The sequence below is a fragment of the Pseudoflavonifractor sp. BSD2780061688st1 E11 genome (genome assembly GCF_005844125.1).
Taxonomy (GTDB): Bacteria; Bacillota; Clostridia; order Lachnospirales; family Lachnospiraceae; genus Sellimonas; species Sellimonas catena.
The window spans coordinates 33158-49078 of record NZ_SPHM01000012.1; the positions used below are offsets into that span (position 1 = coordinate 33158).

Genomic DNA, 15921 nt, shown 5'->3' on the forward strand with positions numbered 1-15921 from the left:
AACTGATTTCAAAATATAGAATAAAGGAGCGAAAAATGGACGGGGAACTTCTGAAATATACGCAGAATCGGGAACTTTCATGGTTGAAATTTAATAAAAGAGTATTGGAGGAAGCGAAAGATCCGGATGTGCCTCTGATGGAGCGGATGAAATTTGTAGCGATTTTTACAAGTAATCTGGATGAGTTTTTCATGATCCGGGTGGGAAGTCTTTACGATATGGCTTCCATGAAAGTACAGACGACGGACAAAAGGTCAGGCATGACAGCGCAGCAGCAGCTGGACCGGATTTATGAGGCGGTGGCTCCGCTTTACAAAGAGCGGGATAAAACTTATGCGGAGATCAAAAAGAAACTGAATCCCTATGGAATCTGCGGGCTTTCTTTTAAGGAGCTTCAGGATCCGGAAAAGAAATATGTAAAGAAGTATTTTAAGGATCAGATTCTTCCGGTTCTTTCCCCTCAGATTGTAGATGCGAACCATCCGTTTCCGCATCTTCTCAATAAGGAGATCTATGTCGTTGCAAGTCTGAAACAGGATAATAAAAAAATGATGGGAATTGTTCCGGTGCCGCAGTATATTTCAGAGATCCTTTTTCTGCCCGGACACGATATCCGGTATATCCGGATGGAAAAGATCCTGATGGAATATCTGGAGGTTATTTTTGATAAATATGAAGTATCCGACAAGAATTATATTTGCGTGACGAGGAATGCGGACATTTCACCGGATGACGAATCACTGGATATCAACGATGATTTCCGAGTCCTGATGAAAAAGACGCTGAGTAAGCGGAGAAGGATGGCGGTTGTCCGGCTTGAGACGGCAAATCCGCTTCCGGAGAGCATGGAAACCTATTTTTGTGAGAAGTTCCACATTACACCGAAACAGATTTTCCGGACGAAGATGCCGCTGAAGCTGTCCTATATTTTTTCCGTAGCGGAAAAGGTGCCGGAACACCTGAGGAGAACACTGGTATATGAGCCGTTTTCCCCGCAGAAGGCAGCTATGGTGGAGGATGAGACTTCCATCATGAAGCAGATCAGAAGAAAGGACATTCTCCTTTCTTATCCGTACGAATCCATGGAGCCGTTTTTAAAGCTTCTGAAGGAGGCGGGGGCGGATCCGTCTGTCGTGACGATCAAAATTACTATCTACCGGCTTGCAAAGAAAGCAAGACTTGTGGAGTATCTGTGCGCTGCGGCGGAAAACGGAAAAGAGGTTACGGTTCTGATTGAGCTGAGAGCCCGGTTTGACGAGCAGAATAACATTGAGTGGTCCGAACGGCTGGAAGAGGCAGGATGCCGGGTGATTTACGGGTTTGAAAACTACAAGGTTCATTCCAAAATCTGCCTGATTACCTGTAAGACACGAAACGGGTATCAGTATATCACTCAGGTCGGAACCGGAAATTACAACGAAAAGACAGCGGCCATGTATACGGATGTGTGCCTGATGACAGCAGACCAGGAGATCGGGCAGGATGCGGCGGTCTTTTTCCAGAATATGTCCATGGGAAATTTAAGAGGCACCTATCGGCATCTGATTGTCTCGCCGAATACGTTGAAGAAAAAGGTTCTGGAATTGATTGAGGAAGAGACAAAGAAAGGTACAAACGGCCGGATTATCATGAAGATGAATTCAGTGACGGATGTGGAATTTATTGAAAAGATTTCCATGGCCAGCCGTGCCGGGGTGGAGGTCGACCTGCTTGTGCGTGGAATCTGCTGTATCCTTCCGGGGATAAAGGGGTACACGGACCATGTGCGTGTGACAAGTATTGTCGGCCGCTTTCTGGAGCATCCAAGAATTTTCATTTTTGGAAGGGGAAGTTCAGAAAAAATGTATATCGGTTCGGCCGATATGATGACAAGAAATACAGAAAAGCGTGTGGAAGTTGCATGTCCTGTTTACGATCCTGAAGTGAGGGAGAGGCTGAATCATATGATTCAGGTTATGCTTGAGGACAATGTAAAGGCGAGGGCGCTGGATTCATCCGGCAACTACCGGAAGAAAGAACAGACGGGACAGCCGGTTGATGCCCAGGAGGTGTTCATGCAGGAAGCAGTGCAGGAGGCGGCAAGGGTGAAAAAACAGACAAAAAGGCCGTTTCTTGATTTTCTGCTTCGTATCTTCCGCAGGTAAAAGAAGGAGATTGTAAATATGGGGAAATCTCTCTACATAGCAGAGAAGCCGAGTGTGGCGCAGGAGTTTGCAAAGGCGCTGAAACAGAATATGAAGCGGAGGGACGGATGGCTGGAATCCGATGAGAGCATTGTTACATGGTGCGTGGGGCATCTGGTGACAATGAGCTATCCGGAGGCCTATAATCCGAAATATAAAAAATGGAGTCTAAGCACCCTCCCGTTTCTTCCAAAGGAATTCAAGTATGAGGTGATTCCGAATGTGAAGAAGCAGTTTGACATCGTAAGCGGACTTCTCAACCGAAAGGATGTAGATACGATCTATGTCTGTACGGACTCCGGGCGGGAAGGGGAGTATATTTACCGCCTGGTGGAGCAGATGGCAAAAGTAAAAGGGAAAACGAGAAAGCGTGTCTGGATTGATTCCCAGACAGAGGAAGAGATCCTGCGGGGAATCCGGGAGGCAAAAGATCTGTCAGCCTACGATAATCTTTCCGCTTCCGCTTACCTGCGGGCCAAGGAAGACTATCTGATGGGAATTAATTTTTCCAGAATTCTGACATTGAAATACGGGAACAGCATTGCCGGATTTTTACATAAAAACTTTGTGGTGCTCTCGGCGGGCCGGGTCATGACCTGTGTGCTTGGGATGGTGGTAAGAAGAGAACGGGAGATCCGGGAGTTCGTCAAAACCCCGTTTTACCGTGTGCTTGCGAATATGGACGCGGACGGGGCCGCATTCCAGGGAGAATGGAAAGCAGTCAAAGGGTCCCGTTATGAGATGTCTCCGAAGCTGTACCGGGAAAACGGGTTCAAAGACCGGGAAACAGCACAGGAGCTGATCGATGAGCTGATGGACAGCGACCGGATGGGCGCGCTTGTTTCCGTGGAAAAAAAGAAAGAAAAGAAAAATCCGCCGTTGTTATTCAACCTGGCGGAACTGCAGAATGAATGCTCGAAACGGTTCAAGATCAGTCCGGATGAAACCCTTCGGATTGTGCAGGAGCTGTATGAAAAGAAGCTGGTCACCTATCCTCGTACCGACGCGAGAGTCCTTTCCACAGCGGTGGCAAAAGAGATTCACAAAAATCTGAACGGGCTTGCGAAATATGAACCTACGGCAGAACTGCTTGGGTTTATCGCAAGGGAACGGACGCACAAAGGACTGGAAAAGACGAGATATGTTAATGACAGTCAGATTACGGATCACTATGCCATCATTCCGACCGGGCAGGGACTTCCGGCGCTGAAGTCCGTATCTGCAACCGGTGCGAAGGTATATGATCTGATTGTGAGGCGTTTCCTTTCGATTTTCTACCCGCCTGCAGTGTACCAGAAACTATCACTGGAAATGGTGCTGGGAGGAGAGCATTTTTTCTCCGGCTTTAAGATTCTGACGGAGGAAGGATTTTATAAAGTGACGGGCATTCCGGGTAATAAGAAAGGAAAGTCAGAGGAGGACGAGGAGACGATTCCGGATGCGGAGCTGTTTGCCCGGATTCAGAAGCTGAAGAAGGGAGACCGGATCCCGGTGAAGGGATTTGAAATCAAAGAAGGCGAGACATCGCCGCCAAAGCGGTACAACTCCGGTTCCATGATTCTTGCCATGGAAAATGCCGGACAGCTCATTGAGGATGAAGAGCTCAGGGCCCAGATCAAAGGAAGCGGTATTGGAACGAGTGCGACGCGGGCGGAAATACTCAAGAAGCTGATTCATATCAAATACTTATCTCTTAATAAAAAGACCCAGGTGATCACTCCGACGCTGATGGGAGAGCTGATTTACGATGCGGTGGATCATTCGATCCGCTCCCTTTTGAATCCGGAGCTGACGGCCAGCTGGGAAAAGGGACTGACCCTGGTGGCTGAAGGGCAGATCACCTCAGAAGAATATATGCAGAAACTGGAACATTTTATCGCGGTCAGGACGAACGGCGTAGTCGGACTGAACAATCAGTACCAGCTGAAAACCTGCTACGATAAGGTGTCCCCTTATTATAAATCAATGAAAAAGTCATAGAAGGAGGAACAATATGAAAGAATTAACAGTACAGGAGCTTTATGATCTCAACGAGACGATCGCAGGAGAACTTTTTGAGGGAGTGACCTATCCGTGGGAAGTCCTTCCGAAAATCGGGGAATTTATTATAAAACTTGGAAACACACTGCCGGAGGACGAGTATGAAAAGAAAGGCGAGAACATCTGGATTGCAAAGTCTGCAAAGGTGGCTCCAAGTGCATACATTAACGGTCCGGCAATCATCGGCAAAGACGCTGAGATCCGGCACTGTGCATTTATCCGTGGAAACGCGCTGGTAGGAGAAGGTGCAGTAGTCGGGAATTCTACAGAACTGAAAAATGTTGTGTTATTCAACAAGGTTCAGGTGCCTCATTACAATTATGTCGGCGACTCTGTCCTTGGATTCAAGTCCCATATGGGTGCCGGCTCCATCACATCCAATGTGAAATCTGACAAGACACTTGCAACAGTCAGTACACCGGAGGGTAAAATCGAGACCGGACTGAAAAAGTTCGGCGCCATGCTCGGAGACAATGTGGAGGTAGGATGCGGCAGTGTCCTGAATCCGGGGACGGTTGTAGGAAGAAATACAAATATTTACCCGCTTTCCATGGTGAGGGGTTATGTGCCGGCCGGAAGTATTTACAAAAAACAGGGCGAAGTTGTAGAAAAACAGTAGTAACCTGTGAAATTTTACTGTGAGAATCCGGAGAAATATTGTATAATAAAAGAGAAATTCGTTGACGGGACAAAGAAGGAATGACGGATCGGGAAAGGAGACGAAACACAATGGGAAAGCAGTATGTAGATTTTGAAATTGGAAAGCAGAAACATATCGCACTGGTGGCGCATGATGGAAAGAAAAAAGAAATGGTGGACTGGTGCGATAAGAATAAAGATATTCTGAAAAATCACTTTCTTTGCGGTACCGGGACGACAGCCAGACTGATTGCGGAAAAAACGGGGCTTCCGGTGCGCGCGTACAACAGCGGTCCCCTCGGAGGGGATCAGCAGATTGGAGCAAAGATCGTAGAAGGTGGCATTGACTTTATGATCTTTTTGTGGGATCCGCTGGAAGCACAGCCGCATGATCCGGATGTCAAGGCGCTTCTTCGAATTGCGGTCGTATATGATATTCCGGTAGCCAATAATCTTGCTACTGCGGATTTCATGCTTACATCCCGGTATATGAATCAAACATACTCCAGAAAAGTTCTGAATTTCTCCGCGGAAGTAGAGGAGAGAGTCAGACAGATGAAATAGGAATATGATCTGTTTTTATGAAAGGCCTGCCGCAGCCGGACTGTGGCGGGCATTCTGTCTTGTTTCCGGTCCGGGCATTTCTGCCAAAACTCAAAAATCAGCTTGACAACAAAATAAGAATCGGTTACTATTAAAATCACAGGCGAACATTTGTTCGGATTCAAAAAAGGAGATCAGAGTATGACAAATAATGAAGATAAAAAGAAGGCCCTTGAGGCCGCGATAGCCAAACTGGAAAAGGATTTTGGAAAAGGAACGGTGATGCGTCTCGGAGATCCGAAGGCACAGGTGGCAGTTGAGACCGTTCCGACAGGAGCGCTGAGTCTGGATATCGCCCTTGGACTCGGCGGCGTTCCAAAGGGGCGTATTGTAGAGATTTACGGACCGGAGTCAAGCGGTAAGACGACAGTTGCCCTTCACATGATTGCAGAGGTGCAGAAAAGAGGGGGAATTGCAGGATTTATCGATGCGGAGCATGCGCTGGATCCGGTTTATGCGGGGAATATCGGCGTGGATATCAATGAGCTTTACATTTCCCAGCCGGACAGCGGAGACCAGGCGCTTGAGATTACGGAGACGATGGTCAGATCCGGGGCAATGGATATTGTTGTCATTGACTCGGTAGCGGCTCTTGTTCCAAAGCAGGAGATTGAGGGAGATATGGGAGACAGCCATGTCGGACTTCAGGCACGACTGATGTCCCAGGCGCTCAGAAAGCTTACTCCTGTCATCAGCAAGTCAAACTGCGTTGTGATTTTCATCAATCAGCTCCGTGAGAAGGTCGGTGTCATGTTCGGCAACCCGGAGACGACTACAGGAGGACGTGCGCTGAAATTCTATTCCTCGATCCGTCTCGACATCAGACGGACAGAGACCCTCAAGCAGGGAGGAGAGATGGTCGGAAACCATGTCAGAGTCAAAGTTGTAAAGAATAAGATTGCGCCTCCGTTTAAAGAGGCGGAGTTCGATATCATGTTCGGAAAAGGCATTTCCAGAGAGGGAGATGTGCTGGATCTGGCAGCAGGCCTGGATATCGTCAATAAGAGCGGAGCATGGTATGCATATGAGGGAAACAAGATCGGTCAGGGCCGTGAGAATGCGAAGGGCTATTTAAGAGAGCATCCGGAAGTGATGGATGAGATTGAAGCGAAAGTACGCGCTCATTATGGACTGGACGGCAGTGCAGGACAGGGGCAGGAAGCTGCGGATAACGGCAGCAAAGAGGCCGAAAGCGAAGAATAAGCGATGAGACAGGTTGGGATTGAGCCGGTTACAAAGACAAAATTTCGGATTTATCTGGACGGACAGTTCGCTTTTGTATTATACAAAAGCGAACTGTCCTCCTGCCATCTGAAAGACGGGGAAGCTGTGACAGAGGATCAGATAGAAACGATATTATCGGAGATTGTACTGAAGAGGGCAAAGCGCAAGGCAATGTCTCTTCTTCAAAGTATGGACAGGACCGAGAGCGAACTGCGGGACCGTCTTCTGCGCCAGGATTTTCCGGAGGAAACAGTGGATCAGGCTGTCCGCTATGTAAAGTCATTCGGCTATGTGGATGACAGAAGATATGCGGAGAGTTTTATTCTTTCCAGAAAAGGACGCAAAAGCAGACGGGAAATCTATGCAGAGCTTTCCGGAAAGAAAATAGATGGAGAGATTGTAGACGAAATGATGGAGAGGTGCTATGAGGAGAGCGATTCCGGCGAGGCGCTCCGCCACCTTCTGAGAAAAAAACATTATGACCCTTCCCGCGCCTCTGTGGAGGAAAAACAGAAACTGTATGCTTATCTTGCAAGAAAAGGATTTTCCTACGGAGAGATAAAAAAAGCGCTGAATCTGGAATTTCCGGAAGATTAGCCGGGAATTCCGGAAAAGCCGAAAGATCTTCCGGTGCGGGGATTCCGCGATTTCAACGAAAGGAAAGAGTCTGTGCTTGACATATTTGTTAAAACAGTATAAAATTTAAGTGTTGTAATTGTACAATGAAAATTAAATAAGGAGGTGCTCCTGTGCAAATTTTCTATATTATCGTTGCAGTAGTGATTACGCTTGTCGTAACAGCAGCAGTTACTTACAATGTGACGGTTTCGAACTTGAAAAAAAATGCGGAATCCAAAATTGGAAATGCAGAGAGTAAAGCCAGAGAAATCATAGATGATGCACTGAAAAAAGCTGAGACGACGAAAAAGGAAGCCCTTCTGGAAGTGAAAGAGGAATCGATCAAGACCAAAAACGAACTGGAAAAAGAGACAAAGGAACGCAGGGCAGAGCTTCAGCGTTATGAAAAACGCGTCCTTGCAAAGGAAGAAGCGGTAGACAAGCGTTCTGACGCGGTCGAACATCGGGAAATGAATCTTGCAGCGAAGGAAGAGCAGATCAAAGAGCGTGAAGCGAAAGCGGACGAGTTAAACAGACAAAGAGTACAGGAACTGGAAAGAATCTCAGGACTAACCTCCGAACAGGCAAAAGAATATCTGTTAAAAACTGTTGAAGACGATGTGAAGCATGATTCAGCCAGAATGATCAAAGAGCTGGAAAATCAGGCCAAGGAAGAAGCAGGAAAGAAAGCGAAAGAGTACGTAGTCAATGCGATTCAGCGGTGCGCTGCGGATCACGTGGCAGAGACGACGATTTCGGTAGTCCAGCTTCCGAGTGATGAAATGAAGGGACGTATCATTGGACGAGAGGGAAGAAATATTCGTACACTTGAGACACTGACTGGTGTCGAACTGATTATCGATGATACACCGGAAGCAGTCGTACTTTCCGGCTTCGATCCGATCCGGCGTGAAGTCGCAAGGATTGCACTGGAAAAGCTGATTGTAGACGGACGGATTCATCCGGCCAGAATTGAAGAGATGGTTGAAAAGGCACAGAAAGAAGTGGAGTCCATGATCCGGGAAGAAGGAGAAGCTGCTGCGCTGGAAGTCGGCGTACACGGTATCCATCCGGAACTGATCCGTCTGCTTGGACGTATGAAATTCCGTACAAGCTATGGACAGAATGCGCTGAAACACTCTATCGAAGTGGCACAGCTTGCAGGACTTCTTGCAGGAGAAATCGGACTGGATGTCCGTGTGGCAAAGAGAGCCGGACTTCTGCATGACATTGGAAAGTCTATCGATCACGATGTGGAAGGATCACATATTCAGATCGGTGTGGATCTGTGCAGAAAATATAAAGAATCAGCAGTTGTTATCAATGCGGTAGAGGCACATCACGGAGATGTGGAACCGCAGTCACTGGTTGCATGTGTTGTACAGGCGGCTGACACGATTTCAGCAGCCCGTCCGGGTGCAAGACGTGAAACATTGGAAACATATACAAACAGGTTAAAACAGTTGGAAGATATCGCAAACCAGTTTAAAGGTGTCGATAAATCTTTTGCTATTCAGGCGGGAAGAGAGATTCGCGTTATGGTAGTTCCAGAACAAATATCAGACGATGATATGGTATTACTGGCGAGAGAGATTTCAAAACAGATTGAGTTCGAACTGGAATATCCGGGCCAGATTAAGGTAAATGTAATCCGGGAGTCAAGAGTCACGGATTATGCAAAATAGATATTAGAGTCGATAATGTAAACGTAAGAATCCCTGATTTACTGAAAAGTAGGTCAGGGATTCTTTTATCATGAGGAGGCGGTAATGATGAGTGAGAATATCAGACGTGTGGGAAGAGAACTGAAATATAAAGGAGCAATTCTGGATGTATATACCGATCATATGGAATTTGCAAATGGAAATACAGCAGAGTGGGATTTCATCAAGCACAAAGGGGCTGCCGCAGTTGTTCCGGTTACAGAGGACGGGAAACTGGTCATGGTGCGGCAGTACCGGAATGCACTGGACCGCTATACGCTGGAAATTCCGGCGGGGGCACTGGACTATGCGGAAGAGCCGGGAATTGTCTGCGCGGGAAGAGAACTGGAGGAAGAGACCGGATATCGGTGCGACAGCCTGGAGTGGCTGATCAATATCCGCACAACGGTCGCATTCTGCAACGAGAAGATCGAGGTATTTGTCGCCCGGAATCTGATTCCGTCCCACCAGCACCTTGATGAAGACGAATATATTGAACTGGAAACATATACAGTGGAAGAACTGAAAGAAAAGATTTTTAGAGGCGAGATCGAGGACTCCAAGACAATTGCGTCGATTCTGGCCTACGATGCCAAATACTGCCGTTAAAATTCTTCGTGCAAAATCTGACTTCTGACAGGAACCGGATGCGAACGAATTTGTGAATACAGAAAGGGACAGCCGAATATGTATTAGTATCTGTTTGATGAGGAGGCTTGTCTTGTGAGAATAGAAAGAGCAAAGCAGTATTTTGCAGCAGCATTTATGGCAGGGTTTATCGGAGGAATCTTATTTGCCAATCTGACAGTGAAAGATTACGTGACCACATCAGGTATCTTCAACCCGTATTTTCTAAAACAGTATGCGCAATCGGAAATTGAAGCAGGAGAATATATCCTGTACTTGTGTGGTATCCGCCTTATCCCGCTGCTTCTGATCGTGTTTTTGGGACAGACCAGGGTCAGAAGGATTGCCACCGTTGCAGTATTTGTCTGGGCCGGTTTTTCGACCGGAACAATTGTGTGTGCGGGGATTCTGAATATGGGAATTCAGGGTATTGTGTTCTGGGTGATTGCGATGGTGCCGCAGTTCCTTTTTTACGCACTGGCCTATCTGATTGTTCTGTGGCATTTTTTCATTTTTCCGCAGGCCAGATGGAATATGGGAAAGACCTTCGCGGTACTTGTTTTTATGACGGCAGGACTGATTACGGAAGCGTATGTCAATCCGATTTTGATGCAGATGTTTCTGGATACATTGTAAAAAGACAGAAGAAAAATAAAGAAGACAGCTTAAGTTCCCGGGAAAAGGAATTTAAGCTGTCTTTTTGATGTACAAAATTATTTTACCTGCCGGTTCATGTGCGCTGTACGGTACGGAAGAGTACCCGGACAGATGCCAGGAATACGAAAATCTGGCTTGAGAGGAGACCGGTCAGATATCCGCTGATTCCGGTCTGTGGGATCAGAAAGAAGACACCGGCAATCCGGATGCACAGGCCGGTAAAATTAATCAGAAAGGCCAGACCGGTATGTCCCAGCCCGTTCAGCATACTGATGTAGGTCGAATTTGTATAGAGAAACGGGCAGATAAAAGCCAGCACCCGTATGTAGGAGGCGGCCTCCGGACTTTGAAAGACAAAGGAGCCGAGAAAGTCCGCGGTCAGAAGAAAACCGCAGGTACAGAAAAAGCCAAGCAGAAGGCAGGAGATACTTACCTTCCGGATCAGCTGCCTCAGAGTCCGGTTCTGGCTTGCTGCCTGAATCTCGGCCACAGTGGGGAGCATCATCATGGAGATGGAATTGGTGATGGCAGACGGAAATAAAATACAGGGCATGGCGATCCCGTTCAGGATTCCGTAATGGCTCAGGGCGGCGGAGCGGGAGAAGCCGTAAAGCATGAGGCACTTTGGAATGGAAACGACCTCGATGCTCTGCAGAATATTCAAAGAAATCCGGTTGGCCGTGATAGGTACGGCATGTTTTAAAATATCGCCAAGACACCCGGCATAGCAGGAAAAGCTGCATTTCTGTGCTGCCTTTTTTGTATAAAGAATCCGCCGGACGGCAAAAATGCTGTAGAAGGCACCTGCAATTTCTCCAATGACCAGTCCACAGACGGCAAGGATGATTCCGGCCTGCCCGGATTCCTGTATGGCGGCGGTATAGAGGAGGTAGACGCCGAGGACACGGGTGCATTGTTCAGCGAGCTGTGAAATGCCGGGAATCCGTGTCTGCTTGAGCCCGAGGGAGTATCCGCAGATGCAGGAATGGACACTGGCAAAAGGGAGCGCGTAGGACATGACTTTTAAAAGCGGTTCACAGCGTACATCGCCTAAAGCCGAAACTGCAATATCATGCGCGAAAATCTGGATGAGCGCAGTACAGATCAAAGACATGCCGGCAGACAGAAGAAGAGCCATCTGGAAGGATACCTTTGCAAGTTCCGGTCTGCCAAGAGAAGTGTACCGGGCGGTCAGACGGGAGAGGGAGGTTTCGATTCCGGCGGCCGACAAAGAGATACAAAGTGCAAAGACAGGAAAAATCAGATGATAGATACCGATTCCTTCTGTGCCAAACGCACGGCTTAAAAAAATACGGAAGAAAAATCCGATCACACGCGTGACCAGACCGACAAAAGTCAGCATAAAGGCTCCTTTTAAAAAGATTTTTTTTCGGGTGGAAAGATGCATAAGATACCTGACTTTGTTTTTACTAGTATGATATTCCGGAATATGGGTTGACAGAACCAGATCCGGATGCTATCCTACAAAAGGAAACCCTAGTAAAAAAGTAGGATTAAAAGAGGTGACAGTGTGAAATTATCAACTAAGGGAAGATATGGGCTGCGGGCGATGATCGATCTTGCAGAATTTTCAGAGGCGGAGCCTGTCTCGATCGCCAGTATTTCACAGCGTCAGGGAATTTCAGAACGATATCTGGAACAGTTGATGGCAAAGCTGAAAAAAGCGGGGCTTGTGGAGAGCATCCGGGGCGCCGGAGGAGGATATATCATCCATGGAGATGCCGGAAAGATCTCGGTTGGAGACATTCTGCGGGCGCTGGAGGGAAGCCTTGAGGCAGTGACCTGTGCCGCTTTTCATGCGGACGAGTCCTGCCAGGCTCAGGATATCTGTGCCACAAAATATGTCTGGCAGAAGATCAACGAAAGCATCCGCACGACAGTAGACGGCATTTATCTGGATCAGCTTGTAGAAGAAAGCAGAAAAAATAAAGCCCGTTGCCGGAAGGAGATTCAGCCGGAGGCACTGTGCGGAAGTTCCAGAAAAGAGAAGAGAAAGGAAGAAGACAATGAGTAAATTGATCTATTTAGATAATGCGGCGACGACAAAGACGGCGCCGGAAGTTGTGGAAGCAATGCTCCCGTATTTTTCAGAATATTACGGAAACCCGTCCAGCGTATACAGTTTTGCGGCAAAGAGTAAAGAGGCAGTGACGAAGCAGAGAGAGATCATTGCGGATGCCATTGGAGCCAAGGCAAATGAGATCTACTTTACAGCCGGCGGAACAGAGAGCGACAACTGGGCAATCAAGGCTGCGGCAGAGGCATATGAGTCAAAAGGAAAGCATATTATCACATCCAAAATTGAGCATCATGCAGTGCTTCATACATGTGAATATCTGGAAAAGCATGGATTTGAAGTGACATACCTGAACGTGGATGAAAACGGAGTGGTAGATCTGGAAGAGCTGAAAAAAGCCATCCGTCCGGATACGATTCTGATCTCCATCATGTTTGCGAACAATGAGATCGGAACGATCGAACCGGTCAGAGAGATCGGAGCGATTGCAAAGGAACACGGAATTTTATTCCATACCGATGCAGTGCAGGCGTTTGGACAGATTCCGATACAGGTAGACGACCTGAATATCGACATGTTAAGCGCAAGCGGACACAAGCTCAATGGACCGAAAGGGATCGGATTTTTATATATCCGTAAAGGACTCCGTCTGAAAAACTTCATCCATGGCGGAGCACAGGAGAGAAAACGCCGTGCCGGAACCGAAAATGTTCCCGGGATTGTCGGACTTGGAACTGCAGTGGAGCGGGCTGTCCGTACGATGGAAGAGAGAACATCCAAAGAGAAAGAAGTCCGGGATTATCTGATTGACCGTGTACTCAAAGAAATTCCGTATACGAAGTTAAACGGACATCCGGCAGACCGGCTTCCAAACAATGCAAACTTCAGCTTCCGCTTTATCGAAGGCGAGTCCATGCTGTTAAGCCTTGATATGGCAGGTATCTGCGGCTCCAGCGGTTCTGCGTGCACATCCGGCTCTCTGGACCCGTCCCATGTGCTGCTCGCCATTGGACTTCCGCACGAGATTGCGCACGGTTCACTGAGACTGACATTAAACGAGGAAATTACAAAAGAAGACATAGACTACGTGGTGGAGAATCTGAAACAGATCATTGAAAATCTCAGAAACATGTCTCCGCTTTACGAAGATTTTATAAAGAAACAGGCAAAATAAAAAAGAACGGATTGAACTTAGGAGGAAACATATGTATTCAGAAAAAGTAATGGATCATTTTCAGCATCCAAGAAACATGGGAGAAATTGAAGGGGCAAGCGGCGTCGGAACAGTCGGAAACGCAAAATGCGGGGATATCATGAGAATCTATCTGGACATCGATGAAAACCAGATCATCCGGGACGTGAAATTTAAGACTTTTGGATGCGGCGCGGCTGTCGCGACAAGCAGCATGGCAACGGAACTTGTAAAAGGGAAAAACATTCAGGAAGCAATGCAGGTGACAAACAAAGCCGTGATGGAGGCTCTGGACGGACTGCCGCCGGTTAAAGTGCACTGCTCCCTTCTGGCGGAGGAAGCGATCCACGCAGCACTGTGGGATTACGCACAGAAAAACGGTATTGAGATCGAAGGTCTCGAAAAGCCAAAGTCCGATATTCATGAAGGTGAAGAAGAGGAAGAAGAGGAATATTAAAACAGATTTGAGGAAGAAAGCATGAAAAAAGAAAAAATCGTCATCGGCATGTCCGGGGGAGTCGATTCTTCCGCAGCGGCATATCTGCTGAAAGAGGAAGGATACGATGTAACCGGCGTGACAATGATCACGTGCGATGAAGCGCAGTGCGGACAGGATCCGTCCAAAGATGCCAAAAAGGTAGCAGACGAGATCGGGATTCCGCATTACACGGTGGACTTCAGGAATCAGTTCAAGTCCAATGTCATGGACTATTTCTGTAGAGAATATCTGGAAGGCCGGACGCCGAATCCGTGTGTTGTCTGCAACCGGTTTGTGAAGTGGGAGGCCCTTCTCGGATGGGCGAAAGAAATCGGGGCAGACCTGATTGCCACCGGGCATTATGCGAATATTGTGAAGCTTCCAAACGGACGTTACGCAGTGGCAAATGCGGACGTTTCCAGAAAAGACCAGACGTATGCGCTTTACAACCTGACACAGGAGCAGCTGGTACACACCCGGATGCCGGTCGGAAAGTATGAAAAGGATACGATCCGTGAAATTGCGGCAAAAGCAGGAATTTCCGTGGCACAGAAAGCGGACAGCCAGGATATCTGCTTCATTCCGGATGGAGACTATGCATCCTTTATCAAAAGCCATACCGGGCAGGAACCAAAAGAGGGAAATTTTGTCGATGTAAACGGCAACATTCTCGGGAAGCACAAAGGAATTATCCATTACACGGTAGGACAGAGAAAAGGACTTGGAGTGGCCCTTGGTTATCCGGTTTTTGTCCTTGCGATCCGTCCGGAGACAAACGAAGTGGTACTTGGAAATGATGAAGAGTCACTGAAACGGGAAGTGAAGGCACGCCTGCTCAATCCAATGGGAGCGGCAGACTTTAAGGAACTGGAAGGAAAGAGGATCTTCGCCAAAATCCGTTACAACCACCGGGGTGGCTGGTGTACGCTCCAGAAGACAGGGGATGACGAAATCACCTGTACATTTGAAGAACCTCAGCGGGCGGTGACACCGGGACAGGCACTGGTTCTCTACAGTGACGGCTATATTCTTGGCGGAGGACGTATCATCTGATACGGGAAGGAGAAAGTATGATCACAGCAGATTATCACATGCACACGAATTTTTCATCGGATTCGGACGCATCTCCGGAATCGATGGCGCTTGGCGCAGTCAGAAAAGGATTAAAACAGATCTGTATTACAGACCATCAGGACTGGGATTATCCGGAAGACGACCAGCAGTTCCGGATTGACATGGACCGCTATATACCGGCAATCCAGGAGTTAAAAGAGAAATTCAAAGATCAGATTTCCGTCGGACTTGGGGTGGAAATCGGATTTCAGCAGCATCTGGGAGAATACTATCGGAATTTTACAGCCTCCTATCCCTTTGACTTTGTGATCGGAAGCACACATGTTGTGGAGGGGAGAGATCCGTATAACCGGGTACTGTTCGCAACCCGTTCAGACGCGGAAGTATATGAAAAATCATTTGTAGAGACATGGGAAAACATCCGGATCATACAGGATTTCGATGTGCTCGGCCATATGGACTATATCGTGCGGTACGGCAGAAACCAGGCAAGAGATTACAACTGGAAAAACTATTCAGACCTGATTGATGAAATCCTGCGATGGCTGATTGAACACGGAAAGGGAATCGAGATGAACATGGCAGGCTTTAAGTACAAACTTGGATTCTGTCATCCGTACCCGGAGATTATCAGGCGTTACAGAGAGCTTGGCGGAGAGATCATCACAGTGGGATCTGATGCCCATCAGCCGGATCACATCGCATACCAGTACGAGGATGCCGGAAGGATTCTGGAGGAATGCGGATTCCGGTATTATACAATATTTATAGACAGAAAGCCGAAATTTTTGAAAATCATTTAAAATGTCTATCGAATATAAACAAAATTCTTGCAGGGCAGGAAT

General features: G+C 47.5%; 15 protein-coding genes. 14 read left to right on the forward strand and 1 reads right to left on the reverse strand.

Annotated features, from left to right (window positions below):
* Positions 1 to 35 precede the first annotated feature (35 nt).
* From ppk1 to FGQ85_RS07320, 9 genes are all read left to right on the forward strand, one after another.
* On the forward strand, positions 36 to 2144 hold the full coding sequence (gene ppk1 / locus FGQ85_RS07280; RefSeq protein WP_138373063.1) for a polyphosphate kinase 1: 2109 nt from the start codon (positions 36 to 38) through the stop codon (positions 2142 to 2144).
* 18 nt (positions 2145 to 2162) lie between these two features.
* On the forward strand, positions 2163 to 4163 hold the full coding sequence (locus tag FGQ85_RS07285) for a DNA topoisomerase (protein ID WP_138373064.1): 2001 nt from the start codon (positions 2163 to 2165) through the stop codon (positions 4161 to 4163).
* A 13-nt stretch (positions 4164 to 4176) separates the two neighbouring features.
* Positions 4177 to 4842 carry a UDP-N-acetylglucosamine pyrophosphorylase gene (locus FGQ85_RS07290; RefSeq protein ID WP_138373065.1) on the forward strand — a complete coding sequence of 222 codons (666 nt, stop codon included), beginning with the start codon at positions 4177 to 4179 and terminating at the stop codon, positions 4840 to 4842.
* Between the two features lie 110 nt (positions 4843 to 4952).
* Positions 4953 to 5426 carry a methylglyoxal synthase gene (locus FGQ85_RS07295; protein ID WP_087169211.1) on the forward strand — a complete coding sequence of 158 codons (474 nt, stop codon included), beginning with the start codon at positions 4953 to 4955 and terminating at the stop codon, positions 5424 to 5426.
* A 180-nt stretch (positions 5427 to 5606) separates the two neighbouring features.
* Positions 5607 to 6668, forward strand: a complete 1062-nt coding sequence (gene recA / locus FGQ85_RS07300) for a recombinase RecA (protein WP_087169210.1) — start codon at positions 5607 to 5609, stop codon at positions 6666 to 6668.
* Positions 6669 to 6671: 3 nt separating this feature from the next.
* A complete protein-coding gene (locus FGQ85_RS07305; RefSeq protein ID WP_087169209.1) occupies positions 6672 to 7286 on the forward strand; it encodes a regulatory protein RecX in 615 nt (204 codons plus the stop codon).
* A gap of 152 nt (positions 7287 to 7438) precedes the next feature.
* Positions 7439 to 8992: a ribonuclease Y gene (gene rny / locus FGQ85_RS07310; protein ID WP_087169208.1), complete on the forward strand. Its 1554-nt coding sequence runs from the start codon at positions 7439 to 7441 to the stop codon at positions 8990 to 8992.
* A gap of 87 nt (positions 8993 to 9079) precedes the next feature.
* Complete coding sequence (locus FGQ85_RS07315; protein WP_118635620.1) at positions 9080 to 9619, forward strand: NUDIX hydrolase; 540 nt, start codon at positions 9080 to 9082, stop codon at positions 9617 to 9619.
* A gap of 114 nt (positions 9620 to 9733) precedes the next feature.
* Entirely contained in the window at positions 9734 to 10273 is a 540-nt protein-coding gene (locus tag FGQ85_RS07320) for a stage II sporulation protein M (RefSeq protein ID WP_138373066.1), read from the forward strand.
* A gap of 94 nt (positions 10274 to 10367) precedes the next feature.
* Here FGQ85_RS07320 and FGQ85_RS07325 read toward each other — a convergent pair whose 3' ends face one another.
* Positions 10368 to 11702, reverse strand: coding sequence for a polysaccharide biosynthesis protein (locus tag FGQ85_RS07325; RefSeq protein WP_138373067.1), 1335 nt, complete (start codon positions 11700 to 11702; stop codon positions 10368 to 10370).
* Between the two features lie 123 nt (positions 11703 to 11825).
* Between FGQ85_RS07325 and FGQ85_RS07330 the strand changes: the two genes are divergently transcribed.
* The 5 genes from FGQ85_RS07330 to FGQ85_RS07350 are packed head-to-tail and all read left to right on the forward strand — an operon-like array spanning position 11826 to position 15879.
* The gene (locus FGQ85_RS07330) at positions 11826 to 12329 is read left to right on the forward strand and encodes an Rrf2 family transcriptional regulator (RefSeq protein WP_087169204.1); all 504 of its coding nucleotides are present in this window, start codon (positions 11826 to 11828) and stop codon (positions 12327 to 12329) included.
* On the forward strand, positions 12322 to 13506 hold the full coding sequence (nifS, locus tag FGQ85_RS07335) for a cysteine desulfurase NifS (RefSeq protein ID WP_087252059.1): 1185 nt from the start codon (positions 12322 to 12324) through the stop codon (positions 13504 to 13506). Before FGQ85_RS07330 ends, nifS begins: the two co-directional genes overlap by 8 nt.
* 31 nt (positions 13507 to 13537) lie before the next feature.
* Positions 13538 to 13981 (forward strand): Fe-S cluster assembly scaffold protein NifU, encoded by a 444-nt coding sequence (nifU, locus tag FGQ85_RS07340; protein ID WP_087169202.1) that lies wholly within the window; start codon positions 13538 to 13540, stop codon positions 13979 to 13981.
* A 21-nt stretch (positions 13982 to 14002) separates the two neighbouring features.
* Complete coding sequence (gene mnmA, locus FGQ85_RS07345) at positions 14003 to 15055, forward strand: tRNA 2-thiouridine(34) synthase MnmA (protein WP_138373068.1); 1053 nt, start codon at positions 14003 to 14005, stop codon at positions 15053 to 15055.
* A gap of 17 nt (positions 15056 to 15072) precedes the next feature.
* Positions 15073 to 15879, forward strand: coding sequence for a histidinol-phosphatase HisJ family protein (locus FGQ85_RS07350; RefSeq protein WP_087169200.1), 807 nt, complete (start codon positions 15073 to 15075; stop codon positions 15877 to 15879).
* The last annotated feature ends 42 nt before the right edge of the window (positions 15880 to 15921 follow it).